This window comes from Salinimicrobium sediminilitoris, from assembly GCF_020866905.1.
Classification (GTDB): domain Bacteria; phylum Bacteroidota; class Bacteroidia; order Flavobacteriales; family Flavobacteriaceae; genus Salinimicrobium; species Salinimicrobium sediminilitoris.
This window is the reverse complement of record NZ_JAIVCC010000013.1, coordinates 22,519-41,227: the sequence shown is the minus strand read 5'-3', so window position 1 is coordinate 41,227 and position 18,709 is coordinate 22,519. Positions and strand designations below refer to the sequence as shown.

15 protein-coding genes are annotated in these 18,709 nt (G+C 41.5%); 11 read left to right on the top strand and 4 right to left on the bottom strand.

Annotated features, from left to right (window positions below; all coding sequences use genetic code 11):
- Positions 1-135: 135 nt before the first annotated feature.
- Entirely contained in the window at positions 136-2,022 is a 1,887-nt protein-coding gene (gene htpG / locus LA313_RS11520) for a molecular chaperone HtpG (protein ID WP_228915087.1), read from the bottom strand.
- Between the two features lie 221 nt (positions 2,023-2,243).
- Here htpG and LA313_RS11515 point away from each other — a divergent pair, with 221 nt between their 5' ends.
- The 3 genes from LA313_RS11515 to LA313_RS11505 all read left to right on the top strand — a co-directional run bounded on the left by LA313_RS11515 (position 2,244) and on the right by LA313_RS11505 (position 5,010).
- On the top strand, positions 2,244-2,915 hold the full coding sequence (locus LA313_RS11515; protein WP_228915086.1) for a TetR/AcrR family transcriptional regulator: 672 nt from the start codon (positions 2,244-2,246) through the stop codon (positions 2,913-2,915).
- A gap of 82 nt (positions 2,916-2,997) precedes the next feature.
- Positions 2,998-4,305: an ABC1 kinase family protein gene (locus LA313_RS11510; RefSeq protein ID WP_228915085.1), complete on the top strand. Its 1,308-nt coding sequence runs from the start codon at positions 2,998-3,000 to the stop codon at positions 4,303-4,305.
- Between the two features lie 180 nt (positions 4,306-4,485).
- Entirely contained in the window at positions 4,486-5,010 is a 525-nt protein-coding gene (locus LA313_RS11505; RefSeq protein ID WP_228915083.1) for an EF-hand domain-containing protein, read from the top strand.
- A gap of 65 nt (positions 5,011-5,075) precedes the next feature.
- Here LA313_RS11505 and LA313_RS11500 read toward each other — a convergent pair whose 3' ends face one another.
- Positions 5,076-7,541 carry a S9 family peptidase gene (locus LA313_RS11500; protein WP_228915081.1) on the bottom strand — a complete coding sequence of 822 codons (2,466 nt, stop codon included), beginning with the start codon at positions 7,539-7,541 and terminating at the stop codon, positions 5,076-5,078.
- A gap of 126 nt (positions 7,542-7,667) precedes the next feature.
- Here LA313_RS11500 and LA313_RS11495 point away from each other — a divergent pair, with 126 nt between their 5' ends.
- On the top strand, positions 7,668-8,678 hold the full coding sequence (locus LA313_RS11495; protein ID WP_228915079.1) for a 3-oxoacyl-ACP synthase III family protein: 1,011 nt from the start codon (positions 7,668-7,670) through the stop codon (positions 8,676-8,678).
- Between the two features lie 124 nt (positions 8,679-8,802).
- On the opposite strand, the gene LA313_RS11490 is transcribed toward LA313_RS11495, so the two are convergent.
- The gene (locus tag LA313_RS11490; protein WP_228915078.1) at positions 8,803-11,169 is read right to left on the bottom strand and encodes a TonB-dependent receptor domain-containing protein; all 2,367 of its coding nucleotides are present in this window, start codon (positions 11,167-11,169) and stop codon (positions 8,803-8,805) included.
- 348 nt (positions 11,170-11,517) lie between these two features.
- Here LA313_RS11490 and LA313_RS11485 point away from each other — a divergent pair, with 348 nt between their 5' ends.
- Positions 11,518-11,880, top strand: a complete 363-nt coding sequence (locus LA313_RS11485; RefSeq protein WP_228915076.1) for a CoA-binding protein — start codon at positions 11,518-11,520, stop codon at positions 11,878-11,880.
- On the opposite strand, the gene LA313_RS11480 is transcribed toward LA313_RS11485, so the two are convergent.
- Entirely contained in the window at positions 11,857-13,296 is a 1,440-nt protein-coding gene (locus LA313_RS11480; RefSeq protein WP_228915074.1) for a sodium:solute symporter, read from the bottom strand. The genes LA313_RS11485 and LA313_RS11480 overlap by 24 nt on opposite strands.
- Before the next feature lie 106 nt (positions 13,297-13,402).
- Between LA313_RS11480 and recR the strand changes: the two genes are divergently transcribed.
- The 6 genes from recR (at position 13,403) to LA313_RS11450 (ending at position 18,671) form a co-directional block, all read left to right on the top strand.
- On the top strand, positions 13,403-14,020 hold the full coding sequence (gene recR / locus LA313_RS11475) for a recombination mediator RecR (RefSeq protein WP_228915072.1): 618 nt from the start codon (positions 13,403-13,405) through the stop codon (positions 14,018-14,020).
- A gap of 211 nt (positions 14,021-14,231) precedes the next feature.
- Positions 14,232-15,563 carry a dihydrolipoamide acetyltransferase family protein gene (locus LA313_RS11470; RefSeq protein ID WP_228915070.1) on the top strand — a complete coding sequence of 444 codons (1,332 nt, stop codon included), beginning with the start codon at positions 14,232-14,234 and terminating at the stop codon, positions 15,561-15,563.
- Positions 15,564-15,676: 113 nt separating this feature from the next.
- Entirely contained in the window at positions 15,677-16,456 is a 780-nt protein-coding gene (locus LA313_RS11465; RefSeq protein WP_228915068.1) for a 3'-5' exonuclease, read from the top strand.
- A gap of 12 nt (positions 16,457-16,468) precedes the next feature.
- Positions 16,469-17,083 (top strand): fumarylacetoacetate hydrolase family protein, encoded by a 615-nt coding sequence (locus LA313_RS11460; protein ID WP_228915066.1) that lies wholly within the window; start codon positions 16,469-16,471, stop codon positions 17,081-17,083.
- Positions 17,083-17,421: an Hpt domain-containing protein gene (locus LA313_RS11455; protein WP_228915064.1), complete on the top strand. Its 339-nt coding sequence runs from the start codon at positions 17,083-17,085 to the stop codon at positions 17,419-17,421. The genes LA313_RS11460 and LA313_RS11455 overlap by 1 nt, the downstream gene beginning before the upstream one ends.
- Positions 17,421-18,671: a competence/damage-inducible protein A gene (locus LA313_RS11450; RefSeq protein ID WP_228915062.1), complete on the top strand. Its 1,251-nt coding sequence runs from the start codon at positions 17,421-17,423 to the stop codon at positions 18,669-18,671. Before LA313_RS11455 ends, LA313_RS11450 begins: the two co-directional genes overlap by 1 nt.
- The last annotated feature ends 38 nt before the right edge of the window (positions 18,672-18,709 follow it).

Sequence of the window (18,709 nt, the reverse complement as noted above, 5' to 3'; positions counted from 1 at the left end):
GAAGCGAACCACAATATCTCCATTATATCTGGAAATATTTTTTAGTTCATAAGAACAGAACCTCAATAATTCAAAATAAAAAACCGCCTCCCTTATATGCAGAGAGGCGGTTTTTCTTTTAAAGATTGTAAGACCTTATTTAATCATCTCAAAGCTTCGCTTAATAAATGATGTCAATTCTTCCCCTTTTAGGAGGTTCTGTGAAAGTCTAGCCAGGTCAAGGGATTGTTTGATCAATCGTTCCTGTTTCTTTTCTGTTTTTGTGTTAAGGATTTCGGTAACCAGTGGGTGGTTGGTATTTACCACCAGGTTATACATCTCGGGCATGTTACCCATTCCAAACATTCCGCCGCCACCGGTTTGCTGCATTTCCTTCATGCGGCGCATGAATTCCGGCTGAGTGATAATAAGAGGAGCCGCATTGCTGTCCATAGCCTCAAGTTGTACAGTGTACTTCTCTTTTGGTACTACCTTCTCAAAATCACCTTTTAGCTTTTCTTTTTCCTCTTCACTTAATTTAGAGATCTTCTCTTCGTCTTTCTTAATTAGGTTGTCAACATGATCTGCATCTACACGGGCGAAAGAAACTTTTTCCTCTCCCGACTCCAGCTTTTGAAGAAGGTGAGATACAATTGGAGAATCTAATAACAGTACTTCATAACCTTTTTCTTTGGCTGCTTCGATGTAACTGTGTTGCTCATCCTGGTTGGAAGCGTAAAGGATCACCCTGTTGCCATCTTTATCGGTCTGGTTGTCCTTGATCTTTTCAATAAACTCTTCAAAAGTGAAATATTTGTCGTCTACTGTTGGATAAAGAGCAAAGTCTTTTGCTTTTTCGAAGAACTTATCTTCAGAAAGCATCCCGTATTCGATAACGATCTTGATGTCATTCCACTTTTTCTCGAAATCTTCACGGTTATTATTGAAAAGAGACTTCAGCTTATCTGCTACCTTACGGGTAATATAGCTGGAGATCTTCTTCACGGCTCCGTCTGCCTGCAGGTATGAGCGGGAAACGTTTAGCGGGATATCTGGTGAATCTATCACTCCACGCAGCATGGTAAGGAATTCAGGTACTATACCTTCCACATTATCGGTCACGAAAACCTGGTTTTGGTACAGCTGAATCTTATCTTTCTGAATGTTCATATCCTGAGACATCTTTGGGAAATATAGAATTCCTGTAAGATTAAAAGGATAATCAACGTTTAGGTGGATATGGAACAAAGGTTCTTCGAACTGCATAGGATAAAGTTCCCTGTAGAAATCTTTATAATCCTTGTCCTCAAGATCTGTAGGTTGCTTGGTCCAGGCCGGGTTGGTATTGTTAACAATATTGTCAACCGTTTTTGTCTCTGGTTTTGCGTCTTCGGGAGCATCTTCAGGAAGCTCCAAAGTTTCTTCACGAGTTCCAAATTTAATTGGGATAGGCATGAACTTGTTGTATTTCACAAGTAGCTCTTCGATCCTGTTCTCTTCAAGGAACTCTTTGTCGTCTTCATTGATATGAAGAATTATATCTGTCCCGTGTCCTTTTTTATCGGCTTCTTCAAGGGTAAATTCTGTAGTACCTTCACAGATCCAGTGAGCTGCAGGCTCATCTTTAATGGATTTGGTGAGGATCTCCACCTTGTTGGCTACCATAAAAGCTGAATAGAATCCCAGACCGAAGTGTCCTATGATTCCGCTGTCTTTGGCTGAATCTTTATACTTTTCAAGAAATTCTTCAGCACCCGAAAATGCTACCTGGTTGATATATTTTTCAACCTCTTCCTTCGTCATTCCAATTCCCTGGTCGCTTATAATAAGCTGTTTCTTTTCCTTGTCGATCTTCACTTCGATGACAGGATTGCCATATTCTGCCGTAGTCTCTCCAATAGTGGCGAGGTGCTTCAGCTTTAAAGTAGCATCTGTGGCGTTAGAGATCAATTCGCGTAAAAAGATCTCGTGATCACTGTATAAAAACTTTTTAATTAAGGGAAAAATGTTTTCAACAGATACATTAATGTTTCCGGTTGCCATATATTTTAGTTTATAAAATTTTACGTTCCCACAGAGAAGTCAAAAAAAGTACCAACTAATCTTCGCTGACAAACTGACAGCGAAAGTAATTTTTCAGCTTCTTTTACGACTACGCTAAAAGTCTTTCCCTGATAGCGAATTTAATTAACACGATATTGTTTAAATTTTAACCTTTAAATTTAAACATAAGTTGTAAATTTGACTTAATTAATTAATAAACAATGGCAAAAGCAAAGAAAATACAAGAGCAGGATGAGGTTTTAACTCAGGATCGTCTTATAGAAATGTATATGAATGATGTGCTGGAAAATGGAGAAGAGCCGGGAACGGTATACAAGTTTTGCAAGCAGCATGATATTACTGAAACAGAATTCTATAATTTCTTCGGAAGTTTTGAGGGGCTTAAAATGGGAATCTGGAAACGATTTTTTGAACATACCCTGGAGGTAATGCAGAGCAGCAAGGAATATGCTTCTTTCGACAACCGGGAGAAAATGCTCACCCTTTACTATACCTTTTTTGAAATGTTAACTGCAAACCGAAGCTATGTGCTGTTCACTCTTCGAAAAGAGGAACCAATGCTGAAGAATGCAGGGCAGCTGAAGGGGCTTAGACGTGAGGTGAAACACTATACTGCCGAACTTATTCGTGAGGGCAACCAGGAAAAACAAGGAAAACTACTTAAAAGATCGGAAACCATATTTTCTGAAGCTGCCTGGGTACAGTTGATGTTCCTTCTTAAGTTTTGGATGGATGACAATTCGCCACAATTTGAAAGTACAGACGTGGCTATAGAAAAATCTGTCAATACTGTTTTTGATTTATTTGAAAATAGCCCTTTAGAGAGGGTGCTTGATCTTGGAAAATTCCTTTGGAAGGAAAAAATGGCCTAATCAGGTTTTCAAAAGTACCCTTTTATGCCTGCGGTCGTTTTACCCCTACTATTTCGGCCCCGGGCTTTTATTTTAAATTAATATGAAAACAATAGATAAAATTCCCACGGGAAAGATAAGTCGTACCGGTAAAATGGTACAAACCGGGATCAGGGTAGGAGGTAATTACCTTAAATACTACTCAAAAAAGGCAATAAACAGCGATCTTTCCCGGGATCAACTTGACGAAAGTAATGCAGAAGATATTTACAATGGGCTAAAAAGTCTAAAGGGAAGCGCGCTCAAGGTGGCGCAGATGCTCTCTATGGAAAAAAGCCTGCTTCCCAACGCGTATGTTGAAAAGTTTAGTCTTGCGCAATTCAGCGTGCCACCGCTCTCTGCTCCTTTGGTGAGGAAGACCTTTAAAAAGTATCACGGGCAATATCCCGATGAACTTTTTGATACTTTTTCGCTGGATTCTGTAAATGCTGCCAGTATAGGTCAGGTGCACCGAGCGACTAAAGATGGGAAAGAACTTGCGGTTAAGATCCAGTATCCGGGAGTGGCCGATAGTATTAGCTCAGATCTTGCCATGGTAAAACCCATTGCCATTAAGATGTTCAATTTGCAGGGAAAAGATTCCGAGAGATATTTTAAGGAGGTGGAAGGAAAGTTGCTTGAAGAGACAGATTATGTGCTCGAAGTGCAGCAAAGCATTGAGATCTCAGAAAAATGTAAACATATCCCTAATCTAAGATTTCCTGTATATTATCCCGAGTTGTCAAGTGAAAAGATCATTACCATGGACTGGATGACAGGTCTTCACTTAAGCGACTTTGCAAAGCAGAATAAGGATAAAGAAAAGGCAAATAAGTTGGGCCAGGCGCTTTGGGATTTTTATATGTACCAAATGCATGTCTTGAAAGCGGTACATGCCGATCCACATCCCGGAAACTTTCTGATAGATGAGGATGACAACCTAATAGCCATAGATTTTGGTTGCATTAAGCAGGTGCCGCAAGATTTTTACGATCCTTACTTTGAGCTTGCCGATAAGGACAAGATCAATGATCCAGAAGTTTTTAATGCTAAACTGTTTGAACTGGAAATCCTGAGGAAAGAGGATAGTCCGAAGGAAATTGCCTTCTTCTCAGAATTGTTCTACCAGATGCTTAGTTTATTTACTGCTCCTTTCCAGGGGGAGGAATTTGACTTTTCAGATGAGGGTTTCTGGACTTCGGTTACAACCCTTAGTGAGAAGTACAGCAAGGATCAGGAGTTGAGGAAGATGAACGGAAACCGCGGAAGCAAGCATTTTCTTTATATCAACCGGACTTTCTTCGGGCTATACAATTTACTGCATGATCTGGGAGCAACAGTTAAGATCAATAACTTTAAGCAGTATTCCTGATTCTCAGGATCTTATTAATTTCCAACCGGAACAAATTTGTTCCGGTTTTTTTATTCCTGTTATTATAACTCTAAATTCCTTCTAAAGCCTGTTAAAAATATTAAAGTGCTTTATATCAGTGTGATTACATGTTACATTGAAAATTGTAGAATTAAATGAAGTTGAACTTAAAATATGATTATGAAAACTTTTAAAGGAACATTTATGGCAGTCTGCATGATCTTTGGAACTGCAGTTTATGCTCAGGATTTTGACACTTATGATATCGATACTGATGGCAGGCTCGACCAGACCGAATTTAACGAAAGAAATAATGCAGGTTATGATAACTGGGATGCTAACAGAGATGGAAATATAGATGACAATGAATTTTCAGACAGAGCCTATAATAACCTGGACCGTAATCGTGACAATTTTATAGATGAAAATGAATGGAATGAAGGAATGGACACCGGAATGGGTGAATCCTTTAGAGACGAAGATTACGACTTGTTTGATACCAACAGGGACGGCATGTTAGATACCGATGAGTGGGATGAAGGCATGAACAATAATACCTGGTTTAACAGATATGACACCAATGAAGATGGGCTTATCGATAATGATGAGTGGAACATTAGTACCTTCGATGACTGGGATGTAAATGATGACAATTTTGTTGATGAAGAGGAATTCAACGATTATGATGCATTTGAAAATTGGTAGGATGTAAAGCAGCCTAAAATGATAAAAGCCCGCAATTTGCGGGCTTTTTCAATTTTCAGACTTTCCTAATTCTGAAGCTCAGGCGTGGTCTTCTCAATATTAGCTTCTGTTTGTTCCTTGTTTTTCACATACTTCTCAAGCCATTGATCCTGCTCCCAAAGTACGTGCAGTACAGATTCTTTTGCACTGTACCCATGACTTTCTTTTGGCAACATAACCAATCTGGCAGTTGCACCAAGACCTTTTAAGGCATTGAAATAGCGTTCACTCTGCATGGGGTAAGTTCCCGAGTTATTATCGGCTTCTCCATGGATAAGTAGCAGCGGAGTCTTCATTTTATCGGCATGCATAAAAGGTGACATATTGTAATAAACTTCCGGTGCTTCCCAGTAATTTCTCTCTTCGCTCTGGAACCCAAATGGGGTAAGCGTACGGTTGTAAGCACCGCTTCGTGCAATTCCGGCGGCAAAGAGATTGGAGTGGGAGAGAAGGTTGGCTGTCATAAAGGCGCCATAGCTATGCCCACCTACAGCAACTCTGTCCCTGTCGATATAACCCATATCGTCAACGGCATCAATAGCTGCTTTTCCATTGGCAACAAGTTGATTTCTAAAGCTGTCATTTGGCTCATCCTCTCCTTCTCCTACTATAGGAAAAGAAGCGTCATCCAGAACCACATATCCGCGGTTTACCCAATAAACAGGAGAACCGTAATATGGATAGGTAAAGTCATTTGCATTAGAAGTGTTTTGTCCGGCAGAAGCCTTGTCTTTAAATTCCCTTGGGTATGCCCAGACGATCATTGGAAGCTCTTCAGGATTTTCTTTATCATATCCGGCAGGTAAATATAAAGTTGCGTTGAGGTCAAGCCCGTCTTCTCTTTTGTAGGTAATCACTTCTTTGCTTACTTCTTCAAGACTTTTAAAAGGATTTTCAAAAGAAGTAACCCTGGTTAAATCCTCTTCATTATCTATATCACGTATAAAGTAGTTAGGATATTCGGTAGAAGCTTCAATTCTTACTAAGATCTCTCCTTCTTCCATATCTATGGCTTCGACCAAAGTCTCTTTCCGGTCATTATAGCTGGACTGGTAAAGCCTTTTTGTTTCCCCAGTCTCAAGGTCAAGACGATCCACGAATGGATATTGTCCTTCGGGAGTAAACCCATCTCCTAGAAGGAAAGTGTCGTCATTTACTATTTTTAGCACCTGTTGCCCGAACTTATTTTTTACTCTCACAAAGCTTCCGGGATCACTGTAGCGATCCTGGTAGTTACGATTAAAGAGTACCTTAGGATCCTGCCCCGGGTTTGATGGATCAAAAACATAGGTGCGGGTGTTACGGTTGTTCCACCAGTAGTCATTGGCTATTGCGGTGTTTTTATCACCCCAGATAATTCCTGCGTATCGGTCTTTTGTTTTTAGAATTGATCTTCCTTCCCCCTTGAACGGAGCTTCCAGAAGAAGTACTTCATCTCTAAACTCAGCTTCTCTTTCGGGGTCACCACCATCAAGTGCTTCTACATATACAAGAGTGGATGGTGAATCATTTCTCCAGCTAAGGTTTCTTCGGCCCTCTCTTTCTGCCATAAAGCCCTTCGGAAGATCTTCTGTAAGAGGCACCTGGTTCACCCGGTTTACAAGTTGTCCATCTTTGGTGTAGATATTAGTTTCTGAAGGGAAACGGTAATAAGGTACGAGGTAAGAAAATGGTTTTTTGATGTGGCTTACCATCACATAATCTCCATCGGGAGAAAAAGAAATGTCATCGTACATTTTAGGATCCAGCCATTTTGAAGTCTTTCCTTCGAGATCCACCTTCACCAGTTCGGCACGGGCTAGTTGCTCAAAGTTGAACTCATCTGTCGGATTTTTTAACAGGTCCTGATAGGTCCTGTTTTGAGCTTCTTTTCCATCACTTACTGAAACTGTTGGGCCGGTAGGTACAGAAGTTTCAGGATTAATTAATTTTTTACGGTCTTCGGGAAGCATCTTTACCAAAATAGCCGAATTGTCCCTGTACCAGTTGAGCACATCTCTCATGTTGGCATTGAGGGTAGGGCCGGTAAGTCTTTTGGCAGTTGCAGCATCAAGATCGGCTACCCAAAGTTCCACCCCTTCTGAAGTGGTATGTGTAAATGCCATTTTTGACTCATCTGGCGACCAGCTGAAGTTAGTAAGACGTGGGTTTTCGGGAAGGCCCTTCACCTGCGTAGGTTGATCTGCCTCCATTTTCTTTACTTCAATATTATTAAAGTAGGTTGCACGGCTGCTAATGTTTGTAACAGGATTGATCCTTAGACCCCCAAGGCGCATTTCTTCCTCACTCAATTCGGCTATAGATTTGAACTGGTCCCGGTAAAGGAAGACGATTTTTTCGGCATCGCTGTCGATCAGGGTGGAAGGAGCAAGTGGAACGTCAACGAGTTCCAGGATCTCCTGCGGTGGTTTTTGATAAGTAAGATTTTCCTGACCAAAAGTGGCTCCTGTGAGGCAAAGAAAGGAGAGGAAGCTTAAAAAGGCTTTTTTCATGGTTATAAAATTAGATTGATAAGCACTGCACTGAGAAAATGTTAATCTTTCTTATATTGCGGCGCAACTTTTTATTAATTGCTTAAATTTAAAAGAAATAATTTATCAGAGCCTAAAAATTACTAAATGTATCAATCAAAGATAGCGGGTCTGGGATTTTACGTGCCCGAAAATGTGGTGACTAATGATGATCTTTCCATGATTATGGATACCAATGATGAATGGATCCAGGAGAGAACAGGAATTAAAGAAAGGCGCCACATCAAGAAAGGAGATGGAAATTCTACTGCCGTGATGGGAGCCAAAGCCGCCAAAATAGCCATTGAACGCGCAAATATTTCAAAAGATGACATTGATCTTATTGTTTTTGCCACCCTAAGCCCCGACTATTATTTTCCAGGAGGAGGTGTACAAATTCAGGAAATGCTGGACATTAATACCTGCCCTGCATTAGATGTGAGAAACCAGTGTAGCGGATTCATCTACGGACTTTCTGTAGCCGATCAATATATCAAGACCGGCATGTACAAAAATGTGCTGCTTATAGGTAGTGAAAACCATAGTGGAGGACTCGACTTTACCTCCCGCGGTCGCGGTGTTTCAGTGATCTTTGGAGATGGGGCAGGAGCAGCGGTTCTTACCCGTAGCGATCACCACGGGCAAGGAATTCTTTCCACTCACTTACATTCTGAAGGGAAACATGCACTCGAATTATCTCTGAAAGGTCCTAGTACCATGCATTGGGTTCCCGAGATCATCGAGGAGAATCCGCAGGGAGATGATATCATCTACTATCCATATATGAACGGGCAGTTTGTTTTTAAAAACGCTGTAGTTCGTTTTTCTGAAGTTATTAAAGAAGGACTGGACGCGAACGGTCTTGAGGTTAAGGATATTGATATGCTTATTCCGCATCAGGCGAATTTGAGGATTTCACAATTTATTCAGCAGAAGTTCAGCCTTGGTGATGATCAGGTTTACAACAACATTCAGCGGTATGGGAATACAACTGCTGCCTCTATTCCTATTGCTTTGACCGAAGCATGGGAAGAAGGAAAGATAAAAGAAGGAGATACTGTTGTGTTAGCGGCTTTTGGTAGTGGTTTTACCTGGGCCAGTGCAGTTATCAAGTGGTAATTAAGAGGAGTCAAGAATCAAGAGTCAAGAACCAGAACTTTAAGATATCTCTTTAAAAGTCTAAAATAACAAAAATCCGCAGCTTTTCAGCTGCGGATTTTTTTTGGCTAATTAAACGTCATCATTAAAATATACCTCCTCCGGAGTTGGTATTATCGTCTCTTTGTTTTCTGTCAAGGGCTTTGTTCTTTCCGCCGCCAAATCTGTAGGAAAACCCTAGGTACACTGTTTGTGAATCACCTTTAAAATTACCCTTCTGCGAATAAGGCACATCTGTAGTGAAGGTGAATTCCTGGGTGTCAAAAATGTCATTAATATTTAGGCTTAAAGTAGCTTTGTCATTCAAGAAGCTATAACGGGCTCCGGCATTCATAAAATAGAATTCTTCCGGTTGTATCTGTAACATCTCTGTGCTGCTGCGGTACATCCCGAAGAGCTGGAGCGTAAGTTTCTTTGTCACGTTAAAGCTTTGGCTTAGTCTAAAGTTGTAAACGGTGCTCTCCACTTCCAGGTAATCTTCTCCTACAATTCCCTTTTCGGTACTGCTGTACAGCTCAAAACTTGGGTTCAGGCTCCACCAGGAAAAGGGTTTATATCTTCCGCTTAGTTCAACACCATAGGAGGTGTTATCTTCCCAGTTCATAAAAGTGAGCAACAAACGGGAAGGATCTTCGGGATCTATTAATAATATCTGGTTAATTTCATCTTCAATGATCCTGTAAAATACTCCGCCAGTAAAACTTCCTTTTTTGAAGTTATGGGTATAGTTGAGCTCTATAGAGTTCGTAAACTGTGGATCCAGCTCGGGGTTACCCACTGCAGTGATCCTGGGAGTAGAAAATTCCCTTACAGGATTCACCTGATTGAGACCTGGGCGGTCAACTCTTCTTCCGTAGCTTATCTGCAGGGATTTCATTTCATTGATTTTGTAAGAAAGAAAGGCTGAAGGATAAAGCGTAAAATAATCTGTTTCATAAACAAGGTCTCCATCCAGGACGGCCTCTACATCATAGCTTTCTACCCTGGCTCCCAATTGGTATGACCATTTGTCCCAATTCTGTCCAAAAGTGGAGTAGAAGGAATAGATGTTGTTGTCATAATCGTACAACGCATTATCCAACATCTCATTGGTGGTTCGATAATCGTTGGTACTTCTTCTCAATCTTGCTTCGGCTCCCAGCTCCAGTTTTGCAGTTTCAGAAAAAGGGTTTTCATAATCCAGGTTAAACGTGGTGTTGGAAATATCTTCCTGCACGTCATCGCGATAAGAATCCAGGTTCTCTGCGCCACCTCCGGTATATTCAAAACGTGCTATCTCTTCTGCATCGGTCGTACTATGATCTGCTTCCAGGATTAGCTTATGACCTTCAGAATTGAACTCATGGTTATAAGCGAAGTTATAAGTGCGGGTTACATTATCATTTTCTATGAAGAAATCCTGGTAAATATTTTCGGTAGCAGGATCGTAAAAAATGATATCTGCTTCTCCAAATGGTTCTCCAAAATAATAGTTTTGATTTGTGTAAAATGAGAAAGTGTTCCTGTCATCCAGGTAATAGTCCACACCAACCTTAAAAAGGTAGGACTCATTATCATTAAGGAAATGGATGTTTTCGGTATAGTTGTTCGTGAAATTTTGAATGACCCCTGTTTGTCCTCTCTTGCCGCCATTGGTTCCAAAGTTTCCGAAGAAATTGAGTTTTCCGGTGCGGTAGTTCATGTCCAGGGAGCCGGTGTAGCGGGTATCTTCCCCCACGGTCACTCCGGTGTTAAGGTTCCCGTTAAAGCCCATATTCGAATTTTTGTGCAGGATGATATTAATGATCCCGCTCATACCTTCGGGGTTATACTTGGCCGAAGGATTGGTGATAAGTTCAATGCTCTTTATCGAAGTGCTGGGAATTTGTTTAAGCAGTTGGGCTGCGGGAATATTGGTCGGCTTCCCGTCTATAAGGATCCTTACATTATCATTTCCACGCATGGAGATATTTCCATCCTGATCCACAGCGAGGCTGGGAATGTTGTTCATGATTTCACTGGCCGATGCGCCTGTAGTAGTAAGATCTTTCCCCACATTTACTACTTTTCGGTCTATTCGTTGTTCAATGGTAGATCTTTCGGCAACTACATCAACGCTCTCAAGTTGTGCAACTTCAGGTTCAAGAAAAATAGCACCTATTTTGATCTGTCGATTTCCGCCGGATACTTTCACTTCCTGAGAAAAAGTTTTGTAGCCCATGAACTGGGCTTTAAAAATGTATATTCCGTCTTTCAGTTTTTCTACGGAAAAAGTTCCGTCGGTTGAGGTGACGGCTCCGGTGATCATTTCTCCTTCCGGAGTTGTTACTGTAATGGTGGCATAGGGAATAGGTTCCTGAAGTTCTTTATCCATAACTTGTCCAGTTATGGTGCCAAGTTCAGCGGGATCGGTGTTCGCGTATCCTGAAATGTTTCCAAGGAGTAGAATAAAAATTAAAATAAACTGTTTCATTTTTTGATTGTTTGATGATGATGATTGATTTAGCCTAATACCTTGTAATGCATAATAAAAGAAGCCATGTTTTCTCAATTTTGCTCTCCAGGTATATATAAAAGACTGCTCAAAAAACGTTTTGTTACAAAAAAGATGAGATTTTAAGCTTTTCGTAGGTTATTTCCTTCCAAAAAAGGCTTTATCAAGAAAAGAAAAACCCATGCACAGAGTGCATGGGTTTAGCATGGGGCTCCTTTAACACTAACCATCAATGTTTCTCAAATCACCCCAATGCGGGAAATATTTCTTACCTTAATGACTGCCTAACTACGGGCATTGTTACACTAACTGAAAAAGAAATTTAAAATGGATAAAAAAACCCTCGTTTTGGGTGCGTCTACTAACCCTGCAAGATATGCCAACATCGCAATAAACAGACTTGTAAGAAATAACGTTCCTACAGTGGCTATAGGCTTAAGAAAGGGAGAAGTAGCGGGAGTAAAAATCGAGAATGAAAAATTGCCTTTTGAAGATGTGCATACGGTTACATTGTATCTTGGTCCCTCGCGACAGCCCGAATATTATGACTACATCCTTTCCTTACACCCCGAAAGAGTAATTTTTAACCCCGGCACAGAAAACCCTGAGTTTTACAAACTTCTTCAGGAAAATGGTATTGAGGTAGAAGTGGCGTGTACGCTTATATTACTTTCTACGAAGCAGTACTAGTCCCAGAAAAGTGAGGAGTCCATTGAGGATAAGGACAAAAAATCCGAATTCAAAACCAAACCAAACAAGGCTGTTGATGCTTATTACATAAGTGAGGATAGGAGAAAGAATGGCTATTACCGGCACAAGTTTGTCTTTCACCTTCATTTTTGTGAACAGACCGAAGCTGTATAAACCAAGTAATGGTCCGTAGGTGTATCCCGCAAATACAAAGAGTTTAGCGATCACACTTTCATCTCTAATGATGTATTTGAAGGCGATAATGACCAGGATCAATACGACAGAAACACCTATGTGAATTAGTTTCCTCACCTTTTCCTGCTTCTCGGGGCTGTACCTGGTCTCAATATCCAGAATGTCAATACTAAATGAAGTGGTGAGGGCAGTGAGCGCACTGTCGGCACTACTGTACGCGGCTGCGATCAATCCAAGGATAAAGAATACTGCTATTCCCATTCCCAGTTCTCCCGAAGTTGCTATTACCGGGAAGAGATCATCCTTTGAAGCATCAATTCCATTAGCACGTGCATATTCGGTAAGCAAAACTCCCAGGGACAGGAATAAAAGGTTTACAAATACCAGTACAATAGTAAACCAGAACATATTTTTTTGTGCATCCCCCAGGTTGCGGCAGGTAAGGTTTTTTTGCATCATGTCCTGGTCGAGTCCTGTCATTACAATAGTTATAAACGCACCCGAAATGAATTGCTTCCAAAAGAAGTCGGCACTTTTAAAGTCATCAAAAAAGAACATTTTTGACAGTTCACTGTTTGAGATGTGAGAGATCAATTCTCCACCCTGGATTCCCAGGTCTTCTGAAACGTAATATATGCTTACTCCCACTGCTACCAACATGCAAAGGGTTTGAAGGGTATCAGTATATACAATGGTTTTTATCCCCGACCTGAAGGTGTACAGCCAGATCAACAATATGGTCATAATCACTGTCGCCCAAAAGGGAATCCCAAGGCTGTCAAAAAGGATGATCTGCAGTACGTTCGCCACCAGGAACAGCCTGAAACTTGCTCCCACTATTCGGGAAAGTAAAAAGAAAGAGGCGCCGGTTTTATAAGAATACGTGCCAAATCTACCTTCCAAATAGGTGTAAATAGAAGTAAGGTTCATCCTGTAATAGAGGGGCAGTAGTACCAGCCCAATCACGATATATCCCACCACATAACCCAGTACGACCTGCATATAGCTAAACTGGCTCGCTTCCACCCAGCCGGGAACAGAGATAAAGGTCACCCCGCTCAGGGATGCTCCAATCATCCCAAAGGCCACTATATACCAGGGGGATTGCCGGTTGGCTTTAAAAAATGTGTTATTATCAGATTTTCTTCCGGTTATCCAGGAAATGAAAATAAGGGTAAGGAAATAACCGGCTATTAAAAGGAGTATGGAATAGGGCTGCATTTGTCAGAATTTCGGCGGCAAATTACGAAACTTCAGAATATCTGCAGCATGGGGAATGCGGCTTCTTTTTCTGGGAATTGTATTAAATAAGGAGTAATTTTGGGTTATGGAATTTTCTTCAAAATTATTGGAGGAAGCTGTGAATGAGATGTCCCAGCTTCCCGGGATTGGCAGGCGCACGGCCCTGCGATTGGTTTTACATTTGTTAAAGCAGCCCGAGTCCCAGACGGTCGCATTAAGCAAAGCTTTAGTGGACCTCAAGACCGAAGTGAAATTTTGCAGGAACTGTCACAATATTAGTGATAGCGAGCTATGTGAGATCTGTGCGAACAAAAACCGCCAGCAGGAAGTAGTTTGTGTGGTAGAAGACATTCGGGATGTAATGGCGATTGAGAACACAAGCCAGTACCGCGGGCTTTATCACGTCCTGGGTGGGAAGATCAATCCTATGGAAGGAGTTGGGCCTTCGCAACTCACTATAAAATCTTTGGTGGAAAAGGCCCAAAAAGGGGAAATCGAAGAAATAATTTTTGCTCTCAGCAGCACGTTGGAAGGCGATACCACCAATTTTTACATTTTTAAACAGCTGGAAGGATTTGATGTCAAAACAAGTACTATTGCCCGCGGAATTTCTGTAGGGGATGAGCTTGAGTATGCAGATGAAGTTACCCTTGGGCGCAGTATAACCAATAGGATACCTTTTGAAAATTCCCTGAAGAATTAACTTCAGCTGAAATTTTTCTGCGGAAATCTTCAAATATTTTTACTTCGCAGGATTCCTGAAGAAAAATTGTAATTTTACTCGGTAAATTGGCTCTGTTTCAGAAGCCAAAAGACATTGAAAAATGTCGGCTGCTGAATAATTATTATTAATTGTGGTAAATTTTTAATAATTTTGCAGTCCAATTTATGTATAACACCTTCGAAATAAGAATATGGCAAGATTTGAACTAAAATTACCCAAGATGGGGGAAAGTGTTGCGGAAGCAACCATTACAAATTGGTTAAAAGAGGTTGGAGATACCATTGAAGCCGATGAGGCAGTTCTGGAAATTGCCACAGATAAGGTTGACAGCGAGGTGCCGAGTGAAGTTGACGGAGTATTGGTAGAAAAGCTGTTCAATGAAGATGATGTAGTGCAGGTGGGACAAACCATTGCTATTATTGAAGCTGAAGGGGAAGAGGCAGCAAACGCCACTCCTGTAGCCGACCAGGAAGTGCCTTCACCCGAGATTGAAGAGGCAGTTGCCGCAGCAGATAAAAGGGTAGAAGAAGCAAAAAATATAAGTTCTTCAGATTATGCCGACAGTAACCGATTCTATTCTCCCCTGGTAAAGAACATTGCCAAGGAAGAAGGAGTTTCATTCGATGAGCTCGAGCAGATAGAAGGTAGCGGAAAAGATGGAAGGGTAACTAAAAATGATATTTTAGGATATCTAGAGACCAGGTCCTCACAGCCTGCTTCTCAGCCAAAACAACAACAGCAACAACAGCAACAAACTTCTGCTCCAAAGCAGGCAGCGCCACAACCGGCTAAAACTCCTGTGAGCGTGAGTGGGGAAGATGAGATCATTGAGATGTCCCGTATGGGCAAGATGATCGCGCATCATATGGTGGAAAGTACCCAGACTTCGGCTCACGTGCAGTCTTTTATAGAAGTAGATGTAACCAACATCTGGAACTGGAGAAAGAAGAACAAAGACGCTTTCGAAAAAAGAGAGGGAGAGAAACTTACTTTCACCCCTATCTTCATGGAAGCTGTAGCCAAGGCTATAAAAGATTTTCCATTGATCAACATTTCTGTTGACGGGGATAAGATCATTAAACGTAAGAATATCAACCTGGGGATGGCAGCAGCTTTACCCGATGGGAATTTAATTGTGCCTGTGATCAAAAATGCCGATCAACTTAACCTTGTTGGAATGGCAAAGGCAGTGAACGATCTGGCCGGCCGTGCCCGTCTTAACAAGCTTAAGCCCGATGATATCCAGGGCGGGACTTACACAGTTACCAACGTGGGAACTTTTGGAAGCATCATGGGAACACCTATTATAAATCAGCCGCAGGTTGGGATCCTTGCCCTTGGTGCTATTAGAAAAGTACCCGCCGTGATCGAAACTCCCGAGGGAGATTTCATTGGGATTAGATACAAAATGTTCCTTTCTCACAGCTATGATCACCGTGTTGTGAATGGCGCTTTAGGAGGACAGTTTGTGCAGAGAGTAGCCCAGTACCTTGAAAAATTTGATAAAAACAGAGACATTTAAATAAAGTCTCAAAAATGATAAAAAGCCATGACCCTTCCGGTTGTGGCTTTCTTTTTTAGCTGTTTCCTGCTAAAGTTTCGGGAAATAGTATCTTTACCAAAACCTGAATTAATATGGAGTTGAAGCTGAATAAACCCTTATGTTTTTTTGATCTTGAAGCGACTGGAACAAATGTGGCGAAAGACAGGATTGTGGAGATCTCGATCCTTAAGATCTTCCCTAATGGAAATCGTGAAAGTAAAACCTGGCTTGTAAACCCTACGGTGCCAATCTCTAAGGAGGTAGTGGCTGTGCATGGCATTACCAACGAAAAGGTGGCCAACGAACCCACTTTTAAAGAGCTCGCTCCTACGGTTTATGAAATGATCAAGGGCTGCGATCTTGCGGGGTACAACTCAAACCGTTATGATATCCCTCTTTTAGCTGAAGAAATGCTGCGGGCAGGAGTTGACTTTGATATGAAGAACTCTCTCGCTGTTGATGTGCAGACCATTTTCCATAAGATGGAACAACGAACTCTTTCTGCTGCCTACAAATTCTACTGCGGAAAGGACCTCGAAGGAGCGCATGGTGCCGAAGTTGATACTATGGCGACTTTTGAAGTTTTAAAGTCTCAGCTGGATAGATATGAAGATCAGCTTCAAAATGATGTGAAGTGGCTTTCCTCTTTTACCTCGAGAAAAGAATGTGCAGATATCGCAGGGCTTATTGTTTTTGACAAAAAAGGAAGAGAAGTCTTTAGCTTTGGGAAACATAAAGGGAAATCTGTGGAAGATATTCTCGACCAGGAACCGGGATATTTCGGATGGTTTCAAAATGCCGATTTCCCGCTGTACACCAAAAAGGTACTTACCGCTATAAAGTTGAGAAAACTCAATACCAAGCTTAAATAAAATTTACCGTCGATGAAGATCCTCTGTATAGGCCGTAATTATACCGATCATATTGCCGAACTCCAAAATGAAAGACCCGATGAGCCGGTGATCTTTTTAAAACCCGATTCGGCGGTGCTTCTTAAGAAACAGCCATTTTTTATTCCGGAGTTTTCTAGTGATGTGCACTACGAGGTGGAGCTACTGGTGAGGATCAACAAGATTGGAAAACATATTCAGAAAAAATTCGCCCATAAATATTATGATGAGGTTGGATTGGGAATAGATTTCACTGCCCGGGATCTACAAGCCAAGCTCAAGGAAAAAGGTTTGCCATGGGAGAAGGCGAAAGGTTTTGACGGCTCTGCCGTTATTGGGGAAAAATGGATTCGAAAATCTCATTTTAGCGACCTTAATGATATAAGTTTTAGCCTTGAAAAGAACGGAAATTTAGTGCAGCAGGGAAGAACTTCACATATGTTATGGAAAATTGACGAAATAATTGAATATATTTCAAGCTATTTTACGCTCAAGATAGGAGATGTAATCTTCACAGGAACTCCCGCAGGAGTGGGGCCGGTTGAAAAAAATGATAACCTGAGCGGATTTATAGAAGATCAACAAATATTTTCAATACAGGTAAAATAATGAGGAACTACAACTTAGAAAGCGTTGAAGAAATGGCCGGCGGGGACCAGGACTTTGTAAAGGTCGTGGTGCAGACATTTCTGGAAGAAATTCCGCCAGATCTTGAAGCAATGAATCAGGCGATTATAGAAGATAATCCGCAGCAGGCTTACCAGTATGCTCACAAGATGAAACCCAATTTCCAGATGTTCGGGCTGGGTGTGATGCCTCAAATCAAGGTCCTGGAGGGTTGGGCTAAAGCCGGTGATAGCAAAGAAGGTGTAAACGAAGCTGCCCGCATCATCACAGATAAGTACAAAAAAGCCGAAAAAGAACTCAAGGAAGACTTTGACCTGTAATGACCGCAGAGATCATAACTATTGGAGATGAGATCCTCATTGGACAAATTGTGGATTCCAACTCGGCTTTTATTGCCAAGGAGCTAAATCTTATTGGGATCTCTGTCTATCAAATCACATCTGTTCAGGATGAAAAGCAGCATATCCTTAACGCTTTGCAGGAGGCTTCAAAAAGAGCAGATATTGTTATCCTTACCGGCGGGCTGGGCCCAACTAAAGATGATGTCACAAAATATACTTTTGCCGAATTTTTTCAAGACGAGCTAAAGCTCAACCAGGAAGTTCTGCAGCATGTTGAGGCGCTTTTCGCAAAGTATAAAAAAACATCAATATCCGATCTTAACCGTGAGCAGGCCATGCTGCCCTCAAAAGCAACTGTGCTTCATAATAAATATGGTACTGCCCCGGGAATGTGGATGGAGAAGGAGGGCAAAGTTTATATTTCCCTTCCCGGAGTGCCCTATGAGATGAAAAACCTCGTGGAGGTGGAGGTAATTCCACGCCTGCGGGAAAGATTCCACCGGCCTTTTATCTACCATAAGACCATTCTTACAAAAGGAGAAGGTGAAAGTGCAATTGCCAATAAACTTGCCTCTTTTGAAGATAAACTCCCTACTCATATCAAGCTTGCTTACCTCCCCGGGCTTGGTCGTGTGCGCTTAAGACTCTCCGGAAAAGGGGAGAATGAGGAGGAGTTGATCAATTCGGTTGAAACGCAGGTTTCTGGTCTTTATGAACTGTTGGAGGATATTATTTCTGATGAACAGGAGGAGGATGAAAAAATTGCGGTACAGATAAGTAAGTTACTCACTTCCCAAAAGAAATTTTTATCGGCAGCAGAAAGTTGTACAGGTGGCGCACTGGCTGCCGAATTTACCACCCATCCCGGCGCTTCGGCTTGTTTTAAAGGCGGCATTGTCTCATATTCGACCCAGATCAAGGTGGAAACTTTGGGAGTGAGACAGGAGCTCATAGATAAACATAGTGTGGTAAGTCACGAGGTGGTCGAGGCTATGGCCAAAAATGCCAAAAAGATGTTTAAAACCGACTACGCTTTGTCTACGACCGGTAATGCCGGACCTACAAAAGGAGACAGTGATGCTGAAGTCGGGACGGTTTACATTGGTCTTGCCACTCCGGAAAAAGTTTACTCCAAAAAGTTTATTTTTGGCAATACCAGGGACCAGGTGGTTAAAAAATCTGTTCAAAAAGCCTTTGAAATGATATTGAAGGAAATTTCTGAAGCTTAAGAGATTTTTTCTGCCTTTTAAGTCTTACAGGAACTTTC